The organism is Sphingomonas sp. Leaf198, from assembly GCF_001424005.1.
Classification (GTDB): domain Bacteria; phylum Pseudomonadota; class Alphaproteobacteria; order Sphingomonadales; family Sphingomonadaceae; genus Sphingomonas.
Map to the genome: position 1 here is coordinate 569,645 of NZ_LMPX01000003.1, position 22,009 is coordinate 591,653.

Sequence of the window (22,009 nt, forward strand, 5' to 3'; positions counted from 1 at the left end):
GCGTCCTATCACACGCGCATGAAGATCATGCTCTCCGCCAGCCTCGCCGTGCTCGCCTTTGCGAGTGCCCCTGCCGCCGCCCGGCAACTCACCATCGACGACGTGACGATGCTCAGCCGCGTCGGTGCGCCGACCGCGTCGCAGGACGGGCATTGGCTCGTCTGGGCACAGCGCGAGACCGATCTCGCGGCGAACAAGGGGCGCTACGATCTCTGGCGGCTCGACCTGAGCAAGCCGGGCGCGGCGCCGGTGAAGCTGCTCGCCGATCCGCAGGTCAACGAGAACGACCCGCAGATCGTCGGCAACACCGTGTATTTCACGTCGGACAAGGGGGGTGAAGATGCGGTCTGGTCGGTGCCGGTCACGGGCGGCACGCCGCGCAAGCTGACGAGTTTCAAGGGCGGGTTCAGCGGCTTCAAGGTCGCGCCGACAGGCGACAAGCTGCTCGTCTGGGCGGATCGCAATCCCGGCGCGCCGAGCCTCGAGCCGGCGATGGTGAAGAAGGATCCGAACGCAGGCGCGGGCCGGACGTACGACCAGCTATTCGTTAGACACTGGGATACATGGGCCGACGGCACGCGGTCGCAGCTGTTCGTGTTGCCGCTGACCGCCGCGGGTGCAACCGGGAACGGCGTTCCGCTGGTTGGCGCGCTGGTCGGCGATGCGCCATCAAAGCCGTTCGGCGGCGGCGAGGAAGTGTCGTGGAGCCCGGACGGCCGCACCGTTTATTTTGCGCTGCGCGAAGCCGGCCGGATCGAGGCGCTGTCGACCAATCTCGACATCTTCTCGGTACCCGCGGACGGCTCGGCGGCACCGGTCAACCTGACCGCGGGGAACAAGGCGACCGACAACCTTCCGACGGTATCGCCCGACGGTCGCACCCTCGCCTATTTCGCGATGCGCCGGCCGGGGTTCGAGGCGGATCGCCAGGTGCTGACGCTGCGCGATATCGCCAGCGGCAAGACGGTGTCGCTGACCGAGCGCTGGGACCGGTCGGTCGGCTCGATCGCGTGGGCGCCGGACTCGAAGTCGCTCTACGTGACGGCGGACGACACGCAGGAGACGCCGCTGTTCCGGGTCGATGCGACGAGCGGTGCGGTCACGCGGCTAACGCAGGAGGGTCACGTTAGCGCGGTCGCGATTACGCCGCGGGGGCCTGTGGTGGCGATCGACAGCCTCACCGCACCCGCCGATTTCTACCGTGTCGCGGGCACCGGCACACCGCAGCGCCTAACGCAGGTCAACGCGACGAAGCTTGCCGGGATCGACATGCCGACGGTCACGCGGTTCAACTTCAAGGGCGCGAACGCGGACACCGTCTGGGGCTATGCGGTGAAGCCGTACGGCTCCACGGGGAAGGTCCCGGTTGCCTACATGGTGCACGGGGGCCCGCAGGGATCGAGCAACAACAGCTGGTCGTATCGCTGGAACCCGGCGGTGTTCGCCGGCGCGGGCTATGGTCTGGTCGCGGTCGATTTCCATGGGTCGACCGGCTACGGGCAGGGCTTTACCGACGCGATCAGCAATAACTGGGGCGGCTGGCCGCTTGAGGATCTGAAGAAGGGACTGGCTGCCGCGACCGACAAGTTCGCGTGGCTCGATGCAGACAATGCGTGTGCGCTCGGTGCGTCGTACGGCGGCTATATGATGAACTGGATCGAGGGGCAGTGGCCCGATCGCTTCAAGTGCATCGTCCAGCATGACGGCGTCTTCGACGCGCGCGCGATGGCGTACGAGACCGAGGAACTCTGGTTCGACGAGTGGGAGCATGGCGGGAAAGCCTATTACGAGGACCCGCAGGCGTTCGAGAAATGGAACCCAGTCAATTACGTCACCAAGTGGAAGACGCCGATGCTGGTGATCACCGGCGAGAAGGACTTCCGCATTCCGTACACGCAGGGGCTGGCGACGTTCACCGCATTGCAGCGGCGCGGGATCCCGTCGCGGTTGCTGGTGAACCCGGGGGAGAACCACTGGGTGCTGAAGCCGAAGAACTCGCGGCAATGGTATGGGGAAGTGCTGGGCTGGATGGGGAAGTGGACGGCTAAGTAGGGGCTGCCTCTTTCCCTCCCGATACCGCCACCCCGGCGGATGAGCACCACCCCGGCGAAGGCCGGGGCCCAATTGGAAAGGTCGCAGTAACGACGGGCTGTCCATCGTTACCTCCGTTCCCCAATTGGGCCCCGGCCTTCGCCGGGCTGGTGTTTTGTGGTGGTAGCGTCTTATAACTAGGCGCGACTTGTTTCCCCGCGAAGGCGGGGACCCAGACTGGGCTCCCGCCTTCGCGGGAGAACAAGGTTTAGAGCGGACAACGCTCTCCCGGTTAGTGTGCCTTCGGCTTCTTCACCGCATGGAGCCCCAGCGCGATCGCGCCGCCCAGGATCAGCCCGACGATCCCCGAGAAGAACGCGTTCATCACCCAGTTCACCGCCCCCTTGGCGAACGGCACCGCATGCGAAGCCGCCTCAGCCGTATCATGGATCCAGTGCGGCAGCGTCGTAAGCCCGAACTCCTCGATCCCGTGAACGATGATCTGCCCGCCAACCCACACCATCGCCGCCGTCCCGATCACCGACAGCGCTGACATCACGATCGGCATCCCCTTCACCAAGCCACGCCCGATCGCCTGCACCGCCGCACTGCTGCGCTGCGCCAGATGCAGCCCGATATCGTCCATCTTCACGATCAGCGCGACCACGCCGTACACGCCGATCGTGATGACGATCCCGACCAGCGCCAACACGATCGCCTGCTCCCAGATCGGCTTGGTCGCCACGTCCGACAGTGCGATCACCATGATCTCCGCCGACAGGATGAAGTCGGTGCGGATCGCGCCCGAAACCTTCTGCGCCTCTAGCGTCGCGGCATCGACCGGCTCGGCGACGACCTCCTCGGCATGGCCGCCGCCGAATGCCTCGAGAATCTTCTCCGCGCCTTCGAAGCACAGATACGTACCGCCGATCATCAGCAGCGGTGTCAGCAGCCACGGTGCGAACGCGCTCAACGCCAGCGCGGCGGGCAGGATGAAGACCAGCTTGTTGCGGAAAGATCCTAGCGCGATCTTCCCGATCATCGGCAGTTCGCGCTTGGGCTCGAACCCGACCATGTAGCGCGGCGTCACGGCGGCATCGTCGACCACCACGCCGATCGCCTTGCTGCCCGCCTTGCCGGTGGTCGCGGCGATATCGTCGAGGCTGGCGGCGGCGAGCTTGGTGATCCCGGCAATGTCGTCGAGCAGTGCGACCAATCCTGTCGGCATCGATGGTGTCCTTCGCGTAAGTATCGGCGCTCGGTAACGTGACAGGATTGTCATGCAACGGCTTTCGCACTTGCGGTAGTGCGTGGCGGGCGGAATGGTTGCAGCCACCGCGACCCAAGCGACAGGATCCGCTATGACAGACGACTTCATCACGAACCTGCCCAAGGCCGAGCTCCACCTCCACATCGAAGGTAGTCTCGAGCCCGAGCTCATGTTCGCGCTGGCCGAGCGCAACAAGGTCGCGATCCCGTTCAAGAGCGTCGAGGATGTTCGCGCCGCGTACAGCTTCACCAATCTCCAGACGTTCCTCGACATCTACTACGCGGGCGCCGCGGTGCTCCAGACCGAGGAAGATTTCCGCGATCTCGCAGTCGCCTATTTCGATCGCGTCGCGCAGGACGGCGTGGTCCATGCCGAGATCTTCTTCGATCCGCAGACGCACACGCACCGCGGCATTCCGTTCGACGTCGTCGCGCGCGGTCTGTTCGCCGGCATCGACGAAGCGCAGGCCAAGCACGGCATGTCGGTCGGACTGATCATGAGTTTCCTCCGCCATCTCGACGAGGAGGACGCGTTCAAGGCGTTCGCGCAGGCGGAGCCGTGGCTCGACCAGTTCATCGGCGTCGGGCTCGATTCGTCCGAAGTCGGCCATCCGCCATCGAAGTTCGCGCGCGTGTTTGCGGCGTCGGCGGATGCCGGGCTGATGCTGTGCGCGCATGCCGGTGAGGAGGGCCCGCCCGCCTATATCCACGAGGCGCTCGACATCCTCCAGGTCGATCGGATCGACCACGGCAACCGCGCGCTGGAGGATCCGGCCTTGGTCGCGCGCCTCGCACGCGATGCGATGACGCTTACCGTGTGCCCGTTGTCGAACGTCGCGCTGCGCAACGTCGACCGGCTGGAGAACCATCCGATCGACCGGATGCTCGATATCGGCCTGCGCGCGACGATCCATTCGGACGATCCGGCGTATTTCGGTGGCTATATCGGCGAGAATTTCCGCCAGACGGCGCGGGCGAAGACCTTGTCTCGCGAGCAGGTCGTAACGCTCGCGCGCAACAGCTTTCTCGGCAGTTTCCTGGATGACGACGCGCTCAGCGGCCATCTCGCGACGCTCGACGCCTATGTGAAGGCGCATCCATGATCGGGCGGTTCCTCGCGGTCTTCGAGCCGTTCATCCTGATGCTGCTCGGCACCGTCGTGCTGGCGAGCCTGCTGCCAGCGCGCGGCGAGATGGCGACGATCGTCGGCTATGCGGCGGATATCGGCATCGTCCTGCTGTTCTTCCTCCACGGCGCGAAGCTGTCGCGCGATGCGATCTGGGCGGGCCTGCGCAACTGGAAGCTGCATCTGGCGGTGCTCGCCATCACCTTCGTCGCGTTCCCCTTGTTCGGGCTGGGGCTGACCGCGTTGCCGTTCGTGACCGGGCCGCTTGCCGCCGGGGTGTTATTCCTGACGCTGCTCCCCTCGACCGTGCAGTCCTCGATCGCCTTCACCGCGATTGCGCGCGGCAATGTCGCGGCGGCGGTGTGCAGCGCGTCGTTCTCGAACCTGCTCGGTATTCTCGTCACGCCGGCGCTGGTCGCGCTGCTGATGAACACATCGGGCAGCGGCGGGATCTCGATCGAGAGTATCGAGGCGATCGTACTGCAGCTGCTCGTGCCGTTCGTCGCCGGGCATCTGTTGCGGCCTTGGATCGGCGCGTGGGTGACGCGCAACAAGAGCCTGCTGACGGTGGTCGATCGCGGCTCGATCCTGCTGGTCGTCTACAGCGCGTTCGGTGCCGCGGTGGTCGAGGGGCTGTGGACCAAATTGTCGATCGGCGACCTGATCCTGATCGGACTGCTGTGCGCTGCGCTGCTCGCGTTCGTGCTCGGGCTGACGTTTGCCGTCGCGCGGTTGATGAAGTTGCCCCGCGAGGATGCGATCGTGCTGCAATTCTGCGGTTCGAAGAAGAGTCTCGCGTCGGGCGTGCCGATGGCGGGCGTGCTGTTCCCGCCCGCGCAGGTCGGCGTGATCCTGCTGCCCGTCATGCTGTTCCACCAGTTGCAACTGATCGCCTGCGCGGTGATCGCCCGGCGCTATGCTGAGTCCGCGCCGCCGTCCTGATCCTGATCAATAGGCCCATTGCGAGGGTATTTGCTTTGTTCCGCAATGACCGCCACAGCGGTTTTGCTGACTAGGGGGCCTTGGCCGATGACTGCGCAGAACGATGTAGACGCTACTGCGCTCGATCAGGCGCAGACCCAGGACAGCGGGCTGGACCTGACCGCGTGCGACCGCGAGCCGATCCACATTCCCGGTTCGATCCAGCCGCACGGCCTGTTGCTGGTCGCCGATCCGATCTCGCTGACGATCGTCGCGGGGGCGGGCGATATCGAAGGGCGGCTGGCGGCAGAGTGGCTCGGTGCCGATCTTGCGCAGGTGTTGGCGCAGGCCGTGCCGGCGGACGACGTGGGGCCGGGGGGGATGGTCGGCGATCCGGTAATGGGATCCACCGAACGCTTCGAGGTGACGATCCACCGCAGCGGCGACTATTTGCTGGCCGAGCTCGAGCCGGTCGAGGCCGCGCCGATGACCGCCACGCAGATGCTCGGTCGGCTCAATCCGATGATCACGATGTTCGAGCGCGCGACCGATCTGAGCACGCTGTGCGACCGCGCCGCCATCGCGTTCCGCCAGCTCACCGGGTTCGACCGGGTGATGATCTATCGCTTCCTCGACGACGACGCCGGACGCGTCGTGGCGGAGGACAAGTCCACCGGCCTCGGCACCTTCCTCAACCATCATTTCCCGGCATCGGACATCCCGAAGCAGGCGCGCGCGCTATACGTCCGCAACCGCACGCGGACGATCCCGACGATCGACTATGCGCCCGCCGTGCTGCGTCCCGCTGGGTTCGAGACGCTCGATCTGAGCGACGTGACGGTACGCAGTGTGTCGCCGATCCACCTGCGCTATCTCGCCAACATGGAAGTTGCGGCGTCCGCGTCGATCTCGATCGTCAAGGACGGGCTGCTCTGGGGCCTGATCGCCTGCCACAACGCCACGCCGCGCGGCCTGAGCCCCGACGTCCGCGCTGCATCGGCGACACTGGCAAGCGGGCTGGCACGCCAGATCCGCGCGAAGGAAGAGGCCGAGATCTACCGCGAACGGCTGCGGCTGCGCGGCGCCGAGGACGCGGTCGTCGCCAAGCTCGCGACCGAACCGGCGCCGCGCAGCATCGTCGTGACGTTGCGCGACGACCTGCGGCGGATGCTCGACGCGGACGGATTCGCGTTCGTGCAGGGGACGATCGTCGACACCGACGGCGTCTGCCCCGCGCACGACGAAATCCGCGATCTCGTCGCCTGGGTCTGCGCGCGCAGCGGGATCGAACCGCTGGCGACGCACGAGCTCCCCTCGCTGCTGCCGCGTGCGGACGCCTATCGCGCCTGCGCCAGTGGGGTGCTGGCGATGCCGTTGATCGACGATGGTGCGATGCTGTTCTGGTTCCGCGCCGAACAGGCCGAGGAGGTCGAATGGGCGGGCAATCCGCACAAGGCGGTGTCGCTCGATCCGACCGCGGTGCTGACTCCGCGCACCTCGTTCCAGTCCTGGACCCAGGTCGTGTCGGGCCGATCGCGCCGCTGGACGCTGGAGGAGATCGAGGCCGCGCACCGTCTGCGTCGCGCGTTCCACGACGCGCACATCAACCAGCGCCTGCGCCTGCTCAACGCCGATCTCCAGCGCACGCTTGCCGACAAGGACGTGCTGATCGCGCAGAAGGACGTCCTGATGAAGGAGGTCAACCACCGCGTCCAGAACAGCCTCCAGCTGGTCGCCGCGTTCCTCGCGCTCCAGGCGAAGGCGTCGGACGATGCCAAGGTGAAGGAGCATCTCGCCGAGGCGCAGGCGCGGCTTTCCGCGGTCGCGCTGGTGCATCGCCGGCTCTACCGCGACGATCAGGTCGAGTCGGTCGATCTCTCGCGCTATCTCGAGGAGCTGGCGGGCGACATGAAGACCTCGCTCGGCGCGGACTGGGCGGCGCAGATCCGGCTCGATCTCGCGCCGATCCTAGTGCCGACCGACCGTGCGGTGAACATCGGGCTGGTCCTCACCGAACTCGTCATCAACGCCAGCAAATATGCCTATGGCGGGCAGCCCGGGCCGATCCTGATCGCGCTCGAACAGCATCGCAACCGTCTCCGCCTGATCGTCGCCGACGACGGATCAGGCAAGGTCGGGACGCGCGAGGGGTTCGGCAGCCGGATGATGAACGCGATCGTCGCCGGGCTGTCCGGCACGATTGAGCATGACGACAACATGCCCGGCCTGCGCGTGATCATGACCGCGCCGATCGTCGATACTGTCTGATCGGGCGGGTTGGCGGCGAACGCACGCTTGGGCGCGGCTGATATTTGCTCGGGCACCCGCGGGTTGAAGCGTTATGCTGCACCTGCGAAATGAGCCGCATGATCGATACCGACCAAACCGTTGCCGACTCCGCCGCTCCTCAGGTCAATGCGCGGCTCGCATTGCTTGCGCTCGCGGTAGGCGGCTTCGCGATCGGGACCACCGAGTTCGCGGCGATGAGCCTGTTGCCGCAGTTCGCACGTGGGCTTGGGATCGACGAGCCGACCGCGGGGCACGTCATCAGCGCCTATGCGCTCGGGGTGGTGGTCGGTGCGCCGATGATCGCGGTGCTGGCGGCGAAGATCGAGCGGCGGGTGCTGCTGATCGGGTTGATGACGTTTCTCGGGATCGCCAACGGGCTATCCGCGCTCGCGCCGACCTATCACCTGATGCTGCTAGCCCGGTTCCTGAGCGGCCTGCCGCATGGCGCGTATTTCGGCGTCGGATCGCTTGTCGCGGCGTCGATGGTGCCGCGCGAGAAGCGATCGCGCGCGGTGTCGCGGATGATGCTCGGGCTGACGATCGCGACGATCGCTGGCGTGCCGCTGGCGAACGGCATCGGCCAGTGGTTCGGCTGGCGCTGGGGGTTCGGGATCGTCGCGATCATCGCGGCCGCGACGGTGGCGATGCTGTTCCGGTTCGCGCCGGTCCTGCGCCCTGCCAAGGATGCGAGCCCGCTGGGCGAACTCGCAGCACTGCGCAACGGACAGGTGTGGCTGACGCTGGCGATCGGCGCGGTCGGGTTCGGCGGGATCTTCTGCGTCTACACCTATCTCGCCTCGACGTTGACCGAAGTGACGGGCGTATCGTCCGCGTTCACGCCCGTGGCGTTCGCATTGTTCGGCGTCGGGATGACGATCGGCACTTTGGTCTGCGCGAAAGCGGCGGACGTTGCGCTGATGCCGGCGGCGGGGATCACGTTGCTGTTCGGGGCAGGGGCGCTCGCGCTCTATGCGCCCGCGACGCCGCATCTGTGGGCGATGCTGCCGGTGGTGGTGTTGATCGGGTGCGGGGGCGGGTTGTCGACAATCCTGCAGACGCGACTGATGGATGTCGCGGAGGAGGCGCAGACCTTGGCGGCGGCGCTGAACCATTCCGCGTTCAATACCGCCAATGCGCTTGGACCGTGGCTTGGCGGGCTGGCGATTGCGGGCGGGTATGGGCTGCCGTCGACCGGCTGGGTCGGGACCGCGCTCGCGCTAGGCGGGTTTGCGATTTGGGCGGTGTCCTGGGGACTGGATCGCCGGCGGGTTTCGTGATGGCCCGCTAACTACTGCTCTCCCGCGAAGGCGGGAGCCCAGGGTTACAGGCGGTGGCGCTGGTGGCTCCTGGCCCCCTGCCTTCGCGGGGGAACGGTTCTTGTGGGGACGTTCCGATCCTACCAAGTTGCCACCACCCCGGCGGAGGCCGGGGCCCAATTGGAAGACGGTGCAAACTAGGGGCAGCGCTCCGTTACCGCAGCCTTACCAATTGGGCCCCGGCCTTCGCCGGGGTGGTGCTCATGGTGCCAATCGTTCGGATGGGGCCGATCGCCTCGTCCGTCAGCCCCGACCAATCACCGCGCGATGTCGCGCTTCGCCAGCTGCTTGTTCAGACCCAGAGCGATCAGCGTGAACACCGCGCCCGAGAACAGATACGCGCCGCTCGCCGCCAGCCCCAGCTTGCTCGTCAGCAGCAGTGCCGCCAGCGGAGCGAACCCGGCACCGAACAGCCACGCCAGATCGGTCGTCAGCGCCGAGCCGGTATAACGATGCTGCGGCGACAGGCTCGAGGCGATCGCGCCCGAGGACTGGCCGAACGAGAGGCCGAACAGCAGGAAGCCGATGCCCATGAACAGGCGCTCGCCGATCTCGCCGCCATCGAGCAGCGACGGTGCGGCGATCGCGAACAGCGCGATCAGCACCGCGATCGTGCCGAGCATCGTGCGACGTCCGAACCGGTCCGCGAGCAGCCCGGACACCAGCATCGCACCGATCCCGATGATCGCGCCGATCACCTCGACCACGAGGAAGCGACCAGCCGACTCGCGTGTGAACAACACGACCCACGACAGCGGGAACACCGTGACCATGTGGAACAGCGCGAAGCTCGCGAGCGGGACGAACGAGCCGAGCCAGATCGCCTTCCACTGCGACTGCACGGTCTCGACGACCGGTGCCGGCTCGAGCTCGCGCTTGGCGTACATGTCTTCGAACTCGGGCGTTACCACCAGACGAAGGCGCGCGAACAATGCGACGACGTTGATCGCGAACGCCACGAAGAACGGATAACGCCAGCCCCAGGCGAAGAAATCTTCGGTCGGCAACGCGGCGACGAAGAACGCGAACAGGCCGCTCGCGACCAGCAGGCCGATCGGCGCGCCGAGCTGCGGCAGCATCGCGTACCAGCCGCGATGCTTTTCCGGCGAATTCAGCGACAGCAGCGAGGCGAGACCATCCCACGCGCCGCCAAGCGCGACGCCCTGGCCGATGCGCAGCAGCGCGAGGATCGCGACCGACCAGTTGCCGACCTGATCATAGCCGGGGATGAACCCCATCGCGACCGTCGAGGTGCCGAGCAGGAACAGCGAGATCGTCAGCTTGACGCTGCGGCCATAGGCGCGATCGACCGCGATGAAGATGATCGAGCCGATCGGGCGGGCGATGAACGCCAGCGCGAACACCGCGAACGAATACAGCGTGCCCTGCAACCGGTCGACATACGGGAAGACCAGGGTCGGGAACACGAGCACCGAGGCGATCGCGTACACGAAGAAGTCGAAGAATTCCGAGGTGCGGCCGATCACCACGCCGATCGCGATCACGCCGGGCGTGACGTGCTCGCCGTCGCTGTGGATACTGCGAGCATCGGCTTCGAAGCTCGTCTCGGGGACTGTGTTTGCACTCATTCTTCAACTCGCTCTTCAGGGCGCGAACCCATCATACGCTGTTCTGGCGGATGCGGGCAGGGGCAATCTATGCTACCCCCGGTAACGATAAAGCCATGCCGATGTTGCAGTGCAGCGCCCATTGGACAAATTGTCCACTGTAGCGCGGCGAAAGCGAGGCGTAGGGGATCCGCATGATCGTTGAGAAAACCGTTTCCCGCGCGAAAAAATGGCTGGCCGTGCTGCCGCTTGCGCTGCTCACCAGCGGCTGCAACTGGGTCGTGATGTCGCCTTCGGGCGATATCGCAGTGCAACAGCGCGATCTCGTGTTGATCGCGACCGGGCTGATGCTGTTGATCATCGTGCCGGTGATCATCCTCACGCTGCTGTTCGCGTTCCGCTATCGCCAGTCGAACAAGACCGCCAAGTACGAGCCCAACTGGGATCACTCGGTCGGTCTCGAGCTGCTGATCTGGGGCATCCCGCTGCTGATCATCATCGCGCTTGGCGCGCTGACCTGGACCAGCACGCATCTGCTCGATCCGTACCGTCCGCTCGGTCGGATCAAGCCCGATGCGCCGACGCTCGCGAACAACGTGCCGGTCGGCAACCTGGTCGACAAGCAGCAGCTGGCGAACGGCGTCGGCAAGCCGCTCGAGGTGCAGGTCGTCGCGCTCGATTGGAAGTGGCTCTTCATCTATCCGGAATACGGCATCGCCACGGTCAACGAACTGGCCGCGCCGGTCGATCGTCCGATTCGTTTCCAGATGACCTCGTCGTCGGTGATGAACGCGTTCTACATCCCTGCGCTCGCCGGCATGATCTACACGATGCCGGGCATGCAGACGACGCTGAACGCGGTGATCAACAAGCCTGGCAACTACGAGGGCTTCTCGTCCAACTATAGCGGCGCGGGCTTCTCGGGGATGCGCTTCCGCTTCCACGGCGTCAGCGACGCGGGCTTCCAGGCCTGGGTCAACCAGGTCAAGCAGCGCGGGGGCGGCCTCAATCGCGCCAGCTATCTCCAGCTGGAGAAGCCGAGCGAGAAGGTCCCGGTTCGCTATTACAATGCGGTCGAGCCGAACATGTTCAAGCTGGTCGTCGAACAGTGCGTCCAGCCCGGCAAGGTCTGCATGTCGCAGATGATGCACGGCGGCAAAGGCGGGGGGGACTCGCACGCCGGCATGGCGATGCCTGGGGTCAATGGCGGCAAGGGCCCGCAGGAAACCTCGGAGCGCGTCAAGGGCGCGTTGCTCAAGGACGCGAACGAAAAGGGAAGCGGCAACCACTGGACCGCGCCGGCCGACATAAAACAGGACGGCGCCAACAGCGCGCCCGGCTCGCAGTCCAACCGCAATCACACGATGTTGACCCCCTCCACCATGCCGGGCACGCGCCCCGTCGCGAACGGCTAGAGAAACCATCATGAACGACACCCTGTTGAAGACTATCTTCGGCCGCCTGACCCTGGAGTCGCTGCCGCTGCACGAACCGATCGTCGTCGCCACCTTCGCGATGGTGGCGATCGGCGGCCTCGGGCTCGTCGCCGCGCTGACCTATTTCAAGGTCTGGGGCTATCTGTGGAACCAGTGGTTCACGAGCGTCGATCACAAGAAGATCGGCATCATGTACATCATCCTGGCGATCGTCATGCTGCTGCGCGGGTTCTCCGACGCGATCATGATGCGCGCGCAGCAGGCGATGGCGTTCAACGGGTCCGAAGGATACCTGACCGCGCATCACTATGACCAGGTCTTCACCGCACACGGCGTGATCATGATCTTCTTCGTGGCGATGCCGCTGGTCACGGGCCTGATGAACTATGTCGTCCCGCTCCAGATCGGTGCGCGCGACGTGTCGTTCCCGTTCCTCAACAATTTCAGCTTCTGGATGACTGCGGCGGGTGCCGTAATCGTCATGATGTCGCTGTTTATCGGTGAGTTCGCGCGGACCGGCTGGCTCGCGATGCCACCCCTCTCAGGACTGGCGTATTCGCCGGACGTCGGTGTCGATTACTATATCTGGGCGTTGCAGATCGCGGGCATCGGGACGCTGTTGTCCGGTGTCAATCTGGTCGCGACCATCGTCAAGATGCGCGCACCCGGCATGACCATGATGAAGATGCCGATCTTCACCTGGACGTCGCTCTGCACCAACATCCTGATCGTCGCCGCCTTCCCGGTGCTGACCGCCGTGCTCGCGATGCTGTCGCTCGATCGCTACATCGGCACCGCGTTCTTCACGAACGACTCGGGCGGCAACCCGATGATGTACGTCAACCTGATCTGGATCTGGGGTCACCCCGAGGTCTACATTCTGGTCCTGCCGGCGTTCGGCATCTTCTCGGAAGTCACCTCGACCTTCTCGGGCAAGCGCCTCTTCGGCTACAGCTCGATGGTCTATGCGACGCTCGTCATCACGATCCTCGCCTATCTCGTCTGGCTGCACCACTTCTTCACGATGGGGTCGGGCGCGAGCGTAAACTCGTTCTTCGGCATCACCACGATGATCATCTCGATCCCGACCGGGGCCAAGATCTTCAACTGGCTGTTCACGATGTACAAGGGCCGGATCCGGTTCGAACTGCCGATGATGTGGACGATCGCCTTCATGGTGACCTTCACGATCGGCGGCATGACCGGCGTGCTTCTCGCGGTGCCGCCCGCCGACTTCGTGCTGCACAACTCGCTGTTCCTGGTCGCGCATTTCCATAACGTGATCATCGGCGGCACGCTGTTCGGCATGTTCGCCGGTATCAACTACTGGTTCCCGAAGGCGTTCGGCTTCAAGCTGGACAAGAAGTGGGGCACGGTATCGTTCTGGTGCTGGGTGGTCGGCTTCTACTTCGCGTTCATGCCGCTCTACGTGCTCGGCCTGATGGGCGTGACTCGCCGGATGCGCTATTTCGACGATCCGAACCTGCAGATCTGGTTCGTCATCGCCGCCTTCGGTGCAGCCCTGATCGCAGCCGGCATCGGTGCCTTCCTGCTCCAGATCTTCGTCAGCATCCGCAACCGCGAGGCGCTGGCCGATCACAGCGGCGATCCGTGGAACGGTCGTACGCTGGAGTGGGCGACCTCGTCGCCGCCGCCGGAGTACAACTTCGCGTTCACGCCGATCGTCCATGACCTGGACGCCTGGTACGACATGAAGGAGCGCAAGCACGAGCGGCCTGTGACCGGCTTCAAGTCGATCCACATGCCGAGCGGCACCGGCACGGGCGTCGTGCTCGCCGGCCTCAGCGTGGCGTTCGGGTTCGCGATGATCTGGTACATCTGGTGGCTCGCCGGGCTCACGCTGGTCGGCATCTTCGCGACGACGATCTTCCACACCTTCAACTACAAGCGCGACTTCCACATCCCGGTCGAGGACGTGATCGCCAGCGAGGACGCGCGCACCCGCCAGCTCGCGACCCAGGGAGCCTGACGCGATGTCCGCAATACCGATGAAGGACGGCCTGAACGAGACCGAGAAGGTCTCGTTCTACGAGCTGGACGAGCACGAGCATCCGGAAGGCAGCAGCACGATGCTGGGCTTCTGGATGTATCTGATGAGCGATTGCCTCATCTTCGCGGTACTGTTCGCGGCCTATGCCGTGCTCGGCAACAGCTACGCCGGCGGCCCCAGCCCGAAGGAGATCTTCGAGCTGCCGCTGGTGGCGGTGAACACCGCGATGCTGTTGTTCTCGTCGATCACCTACGGCTTCGCGATGCTGTCGATGGAGGAAGGTCGCCAGCGCGTCATGCAGATGTGGCTGGCGTTCACCGGCCTGTTCGGCCTGTGCTTCCTGTCGATCGAAATGTACGAGTTCGCCACCCTCATCCATGAGGGAGCTGGCCCGACCCGCAGCGCGTTCCTGTCGTCGTTCTTCACGCTCGTCGGTACGCACGGCCTCCACGTCACGATGGGCTTCATCTGGCTCGTCACGCTGATGGTGCAGGTTCAGAAGCACGGCCTGATCGCCGCGAACAAGCGTCGCCTGATGTGCCTCAGCATGTTCTGGCATTTCCTCGACGTCATCTGGATCGGCGTCTTCACCTTCGTCTATCTGATGGGCACCCTACGATGAGCGACCCCCAAGCACCGGCGAACAATCCGCACGCCGATCACGATCATCACAACGGCGCAGCACACGGCACGCGTGGCAGCTACCTCAAGGGGTTCTTCCTCTCGGTCATCCTGACCGCGATCCCGTTCTGGATCGTCATGACCGACGCGTTCAAGGATCCGTCGACAGCCGCGCTCGTCGTGATGGTGTTCGCGGTCGCGCAGATCGTCGTCCACATGATCTACTTCCTGCACATGAGCGGCAAGTCGGAGGGCGGCTGGACGATGATGGCGCTGATCTTCACGATCATCCTCGTCGTCATCACGCTCAGCGGATCGATCTGGGTGATGTACCACATGAACACGAACATGATGCCGATGCAGGCCGCGGCAGACATGTGATGAAGACGCGACCGGGCCCTGCCGTCTATGTCGCAGGCCTGGTCGCGCTGCTGCTGTTCGCCGGGTTCATGGCGCTCGGCATCTGGCAGGTCGAGCGCCGCACCTGGAAGCTCAACCTGATCGAACAGGTCGCGGCGCGCTCGCACGCCGCGCCGGTCGCACCGCCCGGACCCGCCTCCTGGAACGCGATCACCGCCACCACCGACGCTTATCGCCGTATCCGGCTCGACGGCACTTTCGATAACAATCGCGAAACGCTGGTCCGCGCAGCCACTGCACTCGGCAGCGGCTATTGGGTCGTGACGCCGTTGCGGACGGATCGCGGGTTCACCGTCCTCGTCAACCGCGGCTACGTCTCGCCCGAACAACGTGTCGTGCATACCAAGCCCAGCGGCCCCATCACGATCACCGGCTATCTCCGCATCACCGAGCCCGGCGGAGGCTTCCTGCGCCACAACGATCCCGCTGCCGGCAAATGGTATTCGCGCGACGTCGCCGCGATCGCCAAGGCGCGCGGCCTGTCGAACGTCGCTCCCTATTTTGTCGACGCGGACAAGTCCGGCACCTCCGCCCCGGTCGGCGGCCTGACGATCATCGCCTTCCCCAACAACCACCTCGTCTACATGCTGACGTGGTTCGCGCTCGCCGCGATGACCGTCGGTGCGTTCGTCGTGTTCGTCCGCCAGGATGCGCGGAAGCGGCGGGGAGCGGAATGACCTCGGAGGCGGCACGGCAAGGCTGGCAGCGCTGGTTAGCGCTCGCGACCGCGCGCACCGACGCGACCGGCAACGCCAACATGCGCCAGCTCGTGACGCTGCGCTGGATCGCGGTCGCCGGCCAGTTCGTCACCATATTGTTCGCCCGCTTCGGCCTCGGCTTCGACCTTCCGCTAGTCCCCATGATGGCAGCACTCGCTGCGGCGGTTGGCCTCAACCTGGCCAGCATGCCGCTCTACGGCTGGCGCAAGGGCGCGAACATCCAGCTCCTGCTCGCACTCTTGTTCGACGTCGGCCTGCTCACCACGCAGCTGTATCTCGCCGGCGGCGCGACCAACCCGTTCATCTCGCTCTATCTGCTCCACGTCGTGCTCGGCGCGGTGCTGCTCGATCGCTGGTCGAGCTGGGCGATCGTCGCCGTCACCGCCGCGTGTTTCGGCGTGCTCACGCTCTATTACCGCCCGCTGATCCTGCCCCCCGATTACAGCGGCGAATATTTCCTGCTCTACACGATCGGCTCGCTGCTCTGCTTCATGCTGATCGCGACGCTGCTGATGCTGTTCATGACCCGCATCACCGGCAATTTGCGCGCCCGCGACACGCGCCTTGCCGACCTTCGCCAGCAGGCCGCCGAGGAGGATCATATCGTCCGCATGGGCCTGCTTGCATCCGGCGCCGCGCACGAACTCGGCACGCCCCTGGCATCGATCGCCGTGATCCTAGCCGACTGGCGCCGCATGCCGACGCTCGCGCAGGACGCCGACCTCCAGGCCGAGATCGTCGAGATGCAATCCGAGGTCCAGCGCTGCAAGGCGATCGTCACGGGCATCCTCCTGTCCGCCGGCGAAGCGCGCGGCGAGGCCCCCGAGATCATGCCGCTCCACCAGCTCCTCGACGGGATCGTCGACGAATGGCGCGCGGTGCACCCGTCGGTCGATTTCGACTATACCACCCGAGTCGGCGACGATCCGCAGGTCGTGTCCGACCCCGCGCTCAAACAGGTGATCGCCAACGTGCTCGACAACGCCGCCGAAGCCTCGCCGCACTGGGTCGCGTTCCGCGGCGAACGCAACGACGGTGACCTGGCGCTGATCGTCCGCGACCGCGGCCCCGGCTTCAGCGACGAACGCCTCGCGAGCTTCGGCAAACCCTACCAGTCGAGCAAGCGCGAACCCGGCCACGGCCTCGGCCTGTTCCTCGCGGTCAACGTCATGCGCAAGCTCGGCGGCGGCGTCTCCGTCGTGAACTGCGAAGGCGGCGGCGCGGAAGTCACGATCCGCATGCCCCTCTCCGCGATTGCCCTGTCATGACGGACACCAAACTCCTGGCGATCGTCGAGGACGACGAGACGTTCGCCCGCACGCTCCGCCGCTCATTCGAACGCCGCGGCTACGAAGTGATGCAGGCCGCCAGCCACGAGGAACTCGTCGAGCAACTGGCCGAGCGCACGCCCCGCTACGCCGTCGTCGACCTGAAGCTAGGCGGCGCGTCCGGCCTGGTCTGCGTCCAGACGCTCCACGCGCACGACCCCGAGATCCTCGTCGTCGTCCTCACCGGCTTCGCCAGCATCGCCACCGCGGTCGAGGCGATCAAGCTCGGCGCGTCGCACTACCTCGTCAAACCCTCGAACACCGACGACATCGAATCCGCGTTCGACCGCACCGAGGGCAGCGTCGACACAGAACTCTCCGAGCGCCCGACCTCGATCAAGACGCTCGAATGGGAGCGTATCCACACCACGCTCGCCGAAACCGACTTCAACATCTCCGAGACCGCGCGCCGGCTCGGCATGCACCGCCGCACGCTCGCGCGAAAGCTCGAGAAGCGCCCGGTAAAATAGTCGCAACGCTTCGCCGAAGGCGCGCGTTGTCGTTCGATGTCAGTGCCCAAACCCTCGCGATTCTGGCAGCCGAAGCGACTGCTCGCGACCCCGTCCGCGCTGACCTGGGAGCACGGTGCCGAGATTGCCGCCCGCGCGACCGCGCTCGGCGTACCCGTCACGACGTTGCCGAGCGACCGCCTCAAGCTCGACTTCCCCGAAGACTCCCGCCGCGCCTATGCCGAAGCCAAGGCAACGCTGGCGCTGGTCGTCGCGCCACCCTCGAAGCGTAAGCTCCAGCCGATCGCCCCCAGCGCCGACTGGCGGATCGACCTCGCCGAGGGCTGCCCTGCGCATTGCGGCTATTGCTACCTCGCCGGCTCGCTCAAAGGCCCGCCTATCACCCGCGTCTACGCGAACCTGCCCGAGATCCTCGCCGAACTCCCCGCACATCTCGGCCAGGGCACTGTAACCTCGCGCTCGACCGCCCGAGCGCATGAAGGCACGACGTTCGAGGCCTCATGCTACACCGACCCCCTCGGCATCGAGCACGTCACCGGATCGCTCTCCGCACTGATTGCGCATTTCGGCGCGTGGGAAGCCGACGTGCAACTCCGCTTCACCACCAAGTTCGACGCAGTCGAGCCTTTGCTGAAGCTAGACCATCGCGGCCGCACCCGCATGCGCGCCTCGATCAACCCCGCCGCCTATGCGCGCTTCGAAGGCGGCACGAGCCCCGTCGCCGCCCGGCTGGTAGCGCTCCGGAAAATGGCGGACGCCGGCTACAAGATCGGCCTGACCGTCGCCCCGATCATCGCCGCCGAAGGCTGGCGCGAAGCCTATGGCGACTTGCTCGCAGAAGCGGGCAGGGTGCTCGCCAACGTCCCCGACGTGACGATCGAATTGATCACCCACCGCTACACCCCCGGCTCGAAGGCAGTGCTCGAAACCTGGTACCCCGGCTCGTCGCTCGACCTCAGCATGGCCAACCGAACCGAGAAACGCACAAAGTTCGGCTCGGTCAAATACGTCTACGACGCCGACACGATGCGCGCGCTCCGCAGCTTCTTCCAGGACGAGATCGCCGCCAAGCTTCCGCAGGCCCGTATTCTCTACTGGACCTGACCGCCGCGCCAACCGGCAACGCAGCGTTGCCATTCGCGGCCTTCCGGTCGCCGCCATCGCCGCCTACCTCGAGACCATGACAAACACCCGCCAGCCAACGCTCTTCATCCCGCACGGCGGCGGGCCCTGTTTCTTCATGGACGACCCAGCGGGAAACTGGACCGGCATGGCCGCGTACCTCCGGTCGATCGCCGCCTCGCTGCCCGAAAAGCCCAAGGCGATCCTCGTCGTATCCGGCCACTGGGAAACGCGCGGCTTCGCCTTCACCGGCGCCGGAACGCCGTCACTGATCTACGACTACGGCGGCTTCCCCGCGCATACCTACGAGTTGCGCTACGACGCGCCCGGTGACCCAGCCTTGGCCACCCGCGCCGCCGACCTGCTCCGCGCAGCCGGCCTGACCGCCAATGTCGACCCGACGCGCGGCCTCGATCACGGCGTCTTCATCCCGATGAAGGTCGCCTTTCCCGACGCCGACATCCCGGTCGTCGAGATGTCGGTCGACCGCGATCTCGATCCGGCGCTCCACGCTGCCGCCGGCCGCGCGCTCGCCCCGTTGCGTGACGAAGGCGTCCTGATCGTCGGCTCCGGCATGAGCTTCCACAATATGCGCGGCTACGGCGATCCCCGCTTCACCGCACCGTCCGAAGCCTTCGACCAGTGGCTCACTGCGGCGGTCGAGGCCGAACCGACCGCCCGAGCAGAAGCGCTAGCCGGCTGGGCCGAAGCCCCCGCCGGCCGCCTCTCGCATCCGCGCGAAGAGCATCTCCTCCCGCTGATGGCCGCCGCCGGCGCCTCCGATCAGCCCGGTGCGCAGGTCTACAACGAGCGCGTGCTGCAAACCGCAATCTCCGGCTACCGCTTCAACTAAAGGAATTCCCATGGCCCTTCCCGTCCTGCTCGCGATCTCCGGCAGCCTGCGCCGCGGCTCGTACAATACCGCGATCCTGACCACGCTTGGCGAAGCGATCACCGACAAGGCAGCGCTGACGGTCATCGCGCTGAACGACGTCCCGCTCTACGATCAGGACACCGACACCGACACGCCCCCCGCCGCCGTCGCAGCCCTGCGCGCGGCAATCGGCGCGGCCGATGGGATCGTCATCGCCTCCCCTGAATACAACCACGGCATCTCTGGCGTCCTGAAGAACGCGCTCGACTGGGCCTCACGCCCGCATGGCAAGGCGACGCTCACGGGCAAGCCCGTCTTCACGCTCACCTCCTCGCCAGGCACAGTCGGCGGCGCACGCGCCCACGTGCAACTGAACGAGACGCTGGCCTCGATCGGCGCGCGCACCGTCCTGCGCCCACAAGCCGTCGTTGGCGCCGTGCACGAGAAGATCGCCGACGGTCGCCTGACCGACCAGCGCACGCTCGACTTCCTCGTGGCGGGCGTCGACGATTTGCTCGCCGATATCGTCCGTCCGACCGCCGCCGACCGCGAGGCCTCCTGACATGCGCCAAATCCTCAACCAGTATCCCGCCCAGCGCGACGACATCGCCGACCTGGTGACACGACGCCCGCTACCGGGGGCCGGCCTGCCGCAGGTCGACCCGTTCCTGTTCCTCAACCACCACGGCCCGCAGACCTATCGCCCCGGCAACAGCGGCCTCCCGTTCGGCCCGCATCCGCACCGCGGCTTCGAGACAGTCAGCTTCATCCTGAAGGGCGAGATGGCGCATCTCGACAGCGGCGGCCACGAGAGCGTCATCCGCGCAGGCGGCGTCCAGTGGATGACCGCCGGCTCGGGCCTGATCCACGCGGAAATCTCGCCGGCGTCGTTCAAGCGCGACGGTGGTCCGCTGGAGATCCTGCAACTCTGGGTCAACCTCCCCGGCCGCCTCAAGATGACCAAGCCCGCCTATACCGGCCTCCAGCGCGAGGACATTCCCGCGATCCCGGTCGAGGGTGGCACCGTGAACTTGATCTCCGGCACGTTCGCCGGACGACAGGGCCCGTTCGAATCGCTGACCGACGTCGCGATGATGACGACCGAACTCGAAGCCGGCGCCAAGCTCGACCTGCCAGCCCCAACCGGCCGCGCGGTGTTCTTCTACGTCGCCGCCGGCGCCCCCACGGCTAACGGCACGCCGATCAAGCCGCATCACCTCGCCACGTTCGGCAACGAGGGCGACACCATCACCGTCACGACCGAAGCCCCCGCTACGATCCTCTACGGCCACGCCGACCCGATCGGCGAACCCGTCGTCTCCCACGGTCCGTTCGTCATGAACACCCGTGAAGAGATCGTCCGCGCGATCGAGGACTATAACGCCGGCCTGTTCGGCAAGCCGCCCGTCATCCGCTAGGGCGCTTTACGCACCGGGGGCAGCGCGGCACAGATGTCGGCGCCCCCGGCAGGCACCGTGAAGAACGGCCCCGCCCGGTTCTCGCGCGAGGCGATCCAGGCCACGAACCGCGGATTGTCCGCCGCGCGATATTCGAAATGCGGTCGCTCGGCGGCGGGCAGGTCGCTCGCGAGGCGTGCGGACACGATCGGGCTACGCTCCCCCTCGGTCTTGTAGAACCCTAGATCCCCCGTCCCGCGCGGTAGCGACGACAGCCACTCGACCCCGTCGATCACGCGCCCGACCACCGCGATGTTCCGGTCGAGTGCGCGCGGCGAATGCCCGATCACGGCATAAAGCTCAGCGCCACTCCCCGTGCTCGGCGCCAGATCGCGCGCGACGCCGACCATCCCGTAGCAATGCGGCACCCACTCGGTCGCGCCATTGCCCGCGAGCGGCCACCCGTCGCGACTATACCCCGCCCATTCGGCATAAGGATCGCGCTGCGACAGCTGCGCCACCGTCGTCGGCCCGGCATGCGAATATTCCGCGGGCGGATTGGCAACGACGCCAGCGACAAGCGGCTTCTTCTCGGTCGCATCGCCCCATTGCGCGACATAATTGTCCTGCAATCGGTAGACGCTCGTCCCAGCATCCCACCAATGCGCCCGCGCCAACTTGCGTATGTTCGCGACGTGCACCGGCGCATAGCGAGGCGCGAGCCGCACGGTAAACCGGTGCCCATTGGCCAGGGTGAAGACCATTAGTTCGTCGTCCGGGACCGCAACCCAGTCCGCCGGCACCGGATCGGACGGGAGCGTCGCGGCGGCCGGAACGGCTTGCGCAAGCATGACAGCGAGAAGGATATTCAACATCCCCGCAGACTGCCCGAGGCCGTCCCCGCACGCAATCGCTTGCGCGCGCGCGAAACCCGCACTAGCAGACCCGCTTCCAGAGCAATGCGGAGCGGTGGCCGAGTGGTCGAAGGCGCTCGCCTGGAAAGTGAGTATACGTCAAAAGCGTATCGTGGGTTCGAATCCCACCCGCTCCGCCACCCACCGTTTCCACAGTGTCCCAGTTCGTCTCATAAG

At 65.9% G+C, this 22,009-nt stretch carries 19 protein-coding genes and 1 tRNA gene; 17 read left to right on the top strand and 3 right to left on the bottom strand.

The genetic code is table 11. The annotated features are described in order from the left end of the window. The first annotated feature begins 18 nt into the window (after window positions 1-18). Window positions 19-2,052, top strand: coding sequence for a S9 family peptidase (locus ASG20_RS15260; protein WP_056054550.1), 2,034 nt, complete (start codon window positions 19-21; stop codon window positions 2,050-2,052). Window positions 2,053-2,323: 271 nt separating this feature from the next. On the opposite strand, the gene ASG20_RS15265 is transcribed toward ASG20_RS15260, so the two are convergent. Continuing rightward, complete coding sequence (locus tag ASG20_RS15265) at window positions 2,324-3,259, bottom strand: DUF808 domain-containing protein (RefSeq protein WP_056054553.1); 936 nt, start codon at window positions 3,257-3,259, stop codon at window positions 2,324-2,326. Window positions 3,260-3,392: 133 nt separating this feature from the next. Here ASG20_RS15265 and ASG20_RS15270 point away from each other — a divergent pair, with 133 nt between their 5' ends. The 4 genes from ASG20_RS15270 to ASG20_RS15285 all read left to right on the top strand — a co-directional run bounded on the left by ASG20_RS15270 (window position 3,393) and on the right by ASG20_RS15285 (window position 8,913). Then, window positions 3,393-4,403 (top strand): adenosine deaminase, encoded by a 1,011-nt coding sequence (locus tag ASG20_RS15270; protein WP_056054556.1) that lies wholly within the window; start codon window positions 3,393-3,395, stop codon window positions 4,401-4,403. Then, window positions 4,400-5,368, top strand: a complete 969-nt coding sequence (locus ASG20_RS15275; RefSeq protein WP_056054559.1) for a bile acid:sodium symporter family protein — start codon at window positions 4,400-4,402, stop codon at window positions 5,366-5,368. Before ASG20_RS15270 ends, ASG20_RS15275 begins: the two co-directional genes overlap by 4 nt. 87 nt (window positions 5,369-5,455) lie before the next feature. Then, the gene (locus tag ASG20_RS15280; RefSeq protein WP_056054563.1) at window positions 5,456-7,615 is read left to right on the top strand and encodes a histidine kinase dimerization/phosphoacceptor domain -containing protein; all 2,160 of its coding nucleotides are present in this window, start codon (window positions 5,456-5,458) and stop codon (window positions 7,613-7,615) included. Between the two features lie 98 nt (window positions 7,616-7,713). Then, entirely contained in the window at window positions 7,714-8,913 is a 1,200-nt protein-coding gene (locus ASG20_RS15285; RefSeq protein WP_056054566.1) for an MFS transporter, read from the top strand. Window positions 8,914-9,209: 296 nt separating this feature from the next. Here ASG20_RS15285 and ASG20_RS15290 read toward each other — a convergent pair whose 3' ends face one another. Beyond that, window positions 9,210-10,541, bottom strand: a complete 1,332-nt coding sequence (locus ASG20_RS15290; RefSeq protein ID WP_056054568.1) for an MFS transporter — start codon at window positions 10,539-10,541, stop codon at window positions 9,210-9,212. A gap of 173 nt (window positions 10,542-10,714) precedes the next feature. On the opposite strand from ASG20_RS15290, the gene ASG20_RS15295 reads away from it, so the two are divergent. The 11 genes from ASG20_RS15295 (at window position 10,715) to ASG20_RS15345 (ending at window position 20,939) form a co-directional block, all read left to right on the top strand. Beyond that, window positions 10,715-11,935 carry a ubiquinol oxidase subunit II gene (locus tag ASG20_RS15295; RefSeq protein ID WP_056054572.1) on the top strand — a complete coding sequence of 407 codons (1,221 nt, stop codon included), beginning with the start codon at window positions 10,715-10,717 and terminating at the stop codon, window positions 11,933-11,935. Between the two features lie 10 nt (window positions 11,936-11,945). Next, on the top strand, window positions 11,946-13,946 hold the full coding sequence (gene cyoB, locus ASG20_RS15300; protein ID WP_056054575.1) for a cytochrome o ubiquinol oxidase subunit I: 2,001 nt from the start codon (window positions 11,946-11,948) through the stop codon (window positions 13,944-13,946). 4 nt (window positions 13,947-13,950) lie between these two features. Continuing rightward, a complete protein-coding gene (gene cyoC, locus ASG20_RS15305; protein ID WP_056054578.1) occupies window positions 13,951-14,589 on the top strand; it encodes a cytochrome o ubiquinol oxidase subunit III in 639 nt (212 codons plus the stop codon). Then, the gene (gene cyoD, locus ASG20_RS15310) at window positions 14,586-14,969 is read left to right on the top strand and encodes a cytochrome o ubiquinol oxidase subunit IV (RefSeq protein WP_056054581.1); all 384 of its coding nucleotides are present in this window, start codon (window positions 14,586-14,588) and stop codon (window positions 14,967-14,969) included. The genes cyoC and cyoD overlap by 4 nt, the downstream gene beginning before the upstream one ends. Next, window positions 14,969-15,685, top strand: a complete 717-nt coding sequence (locus tag ASG20_RS15315; RefSeq protein ID WP_056054583.1) for an SURF1 family protein — start codon at window positions 14,969-14,971, stop codon at window positions 15,683-15,685. The genes cyoD and ASG20_RS15315 overlap by 1 nt, the downstream gene beginning before the upstream one ends. After that, window positions 15,682-16,995, top strand: a complete 1,314-nt coding sequence (locus tag ASG20_RS15320) for an ATP-binding protein (RefSeq protein ID WP_056054585.1) — start codon at window positions 15,682-15,684, stop codon at window positions 16,993-16,995. The genes ASG20_RS15315 and ASG20_RS15320 overlap by 4 nt, the downstream gene beginning before the upstream one ends. Next, window positions 16,992-17,525, top strand: coding sequence for a response regulator transcription factor (locus ASG20_RS15325; RefSeq protein WP_056054587.1), 534 nt, complete (start codon window positions 16,992-16,994; stop codon window positions 17,523-17,525). The genes ASG20_RS15320 and ASG20_RS15325 overlap by 4 nt, the downstream gene beginning before the upstream one ends. Before the next feature lie 42 nt (window positions 17,526-17,567). Beyond that, complete coding sequence (locus tag ASG20_RS15330) at window positions 17,568-18,629, top strand: radical SAM protein (protein ID WP_236698780.1); 1,062 nt, start codon at window positions 17,568-17,570, stop codon at window positions 18,627-18,629. 76 nt (window positions 18,630-18,705) lie between these two features. Further along, entirely contained in the window at window positions 18,706-19,500 is a 795-nt protein-coding gene (locus ASG20_RS15335; protein ID WP_056054593.1) for a DODA-type extradiol aromatic ring-opening family dioxygenase, read from the top strand. A gap of 10 nt (window positions 19,501-19,510) precedes the next feature. Next, complete coding sequence (locus tag ASG20_RS15340) at window positions 19,511-20,083, top strand: NADPH-dependent FMN reductase (protein WP_056054596.1); 573 nt, start codon at window positions 19,511-19,513, stop codon at window positions 20,081-20,083. Window position 20,084: 1 nt separating this feature from the next. Continuing rightward, entirely contained in the window at window positions 20,085-20,939 is an 855-nt protein-coding gene (locus ASG20_RS15345; RefSeq protein ID WP_056054599.1) for a pirin family protein, read from the top strand. Here ASG20_RS15345 and ASG20_RS15350 read toward each other — a convergent pair. Continuing rightward, the gene (locus ASG20_RS15350) at window positions 20,936-21,793 is read right to left on the bottom strand and encodes a peptidylprolyl isomerase (protein ID WP_056054602.1); all 858 of its coding nucleotides are present in this window, start codon (window positions 21,791-21,793) and stop codon (window positions 20,936-20,938) included. The genes ASG20_RS15345 and ASG20_RS15350 overlap by 4 nt on opposite strands. A gap of 88 nt (window positions 21,794-21,881) precedes the next feature. On the opposite strand from ASG20_RS15350, the gene ASG20_RS15355 reads away from it, so the two are divergent. Beyond that, window positions 21,882-21,972, top strand: a tRNA-Ser gene (locus tag ASG20_RS15355). The last annotated feature ends 37 nt before the right edge of the window (window positions 21,973-22,009 follow it).

What these genes read in the sequence shown, in the direction of transcription:
- ASG20_RS15260 (WP_056054550.1), top strand. Translation starts at nt 19, where the DNA reads ATGAAGATCATGCTCTCCGCCAGCCTCGCCGTGCTCGCCTTTGCGAGT.
- ASG20_RS15265 (WP_056054553.1), bottom strand. Translation starts at nt 3,259, where the DNA reads ATGCCGACAGGATTGGTCGCACTGCTCGACGACATTGCCGGGATCACC.
- ASG20_RS15270 (WP_056054556.1), top strand. Translation starts at nt 3,393, where the DNA reads ATGACAGACGACTTCATCACGAACCTGCCCAAGGCCGAGCTCCACCTC.
- ASG20_RS15275 (WP_056054559.1), top strand. Translation starts at nt 4,400, where the DNA reads ATGATCGGGCGGTTCCTCGCGGTCTTCGAGCCGTTCATCCTGATGCTG.
- ASG20_RS15280 (WP_056054563.1), top strand. Translation starts at nt 5,456, where the DNA reads ATGACTGCGCAGAACGATGTAGACGCTACTGCGCTCGATCAGGCGCAG.
- ASG20_RS15285 (WP_056054566.1), top strand. Translation starts at nt 7,714, where the DNA reads ATGATCGATACCGACCAAACCGTTGCCGACTCCGCCGCTCCTCAGGTC.
- ASG20_RS15290 (WP_056054568.1), bottom strand. Translation starts at nt 10,541, where the DNA reads ATGAGTGCAAACACAGTCCCCGAGACGAGCTTCGAAGCCGATGCTCGC.
- ASG20_RS15295 (WP_056054572.1), top strand. Translation starts at nt 10,715, where the DNA reads ATGATCGTTGAGAAAACCGTTTCCCGCGCGAAAAAATGGCTGGCCGTG.
- cyoB (WP_056054575.1), top strand. Translation starts at nt 11,946, where the DNA reads ATGAACGACACCCTGTTGAAGACTATCTTCGGCCGCCTGACCCTGGAG.
- cyoC (WP_056054578.1), top strand. Translation starts at nt 13,951, where the DNA reads ATGTCCGCAATACCGATGAAGGACGGCCTGAACGAGACCGAGAAGGTC.
- cyoD (WP_056054581.1), top strand. Translation starts at nt 14,586, where the DNA reads ATGAGCGACCCCCAAGCACCGGCGAACAATCCGCACGCCGATCACGAT.
- ASG20_RS15315 (WP_056054583.1), top strand. Translation starts at nt 14,969, where the DNA reads ATGAAGACGCGACCGGGCCCTGCCGTCTATGTCGCAGGCCTGGTCGCG.
- ASG20_RS15320 (WP_056054585.1), top strand. Translation starts at nt 15,682, where the DNA reads ATGACCTCGGAGGCGGCACGGCAAGGCTGGCAGCGCTGGTTAGCGCTC.
- ASG20_RS15325 (WP_056054587.1), top strand. Translation starts at nt 16,992, where the DNA reads ATGACGGACACCAAACTCCTGGCGATCGTCGAGGACGACGAGACGTTC.
- ASG20_RS15335 (WP_056054593.1), top strand. Translation starts at nt 18,706, where the DNA reads ATGACAAACACCCGCCAGCCAACGCTCTTCATCCCGCACGGCGGCGGG.
- ASG20_RS15340 (WP_056054596.1), top strand. Translation starts at nt 19,511, where the DNA reads ATGGCCCTTCCCGTCCTGCTCGCGATCTCCGGCAGCCTGCGCCGCGGC.
- ASG20_RS15345 (WP_056054599.1), top strand. Translation starts at nt 20,085, where the DNA reads ATGCGCCAAATCCTCAACCAGTATCCCGCCCAGCGCGACGACATCGCC.
- ASG20_RS15350 (WP_056054602.1), bottom strand. Translation starts at nt 21,793, where the DNA reads ATGTTGAATATCCTTCTCGCTGTCATGCTTGCGCAAGCCGTTCCGGCC.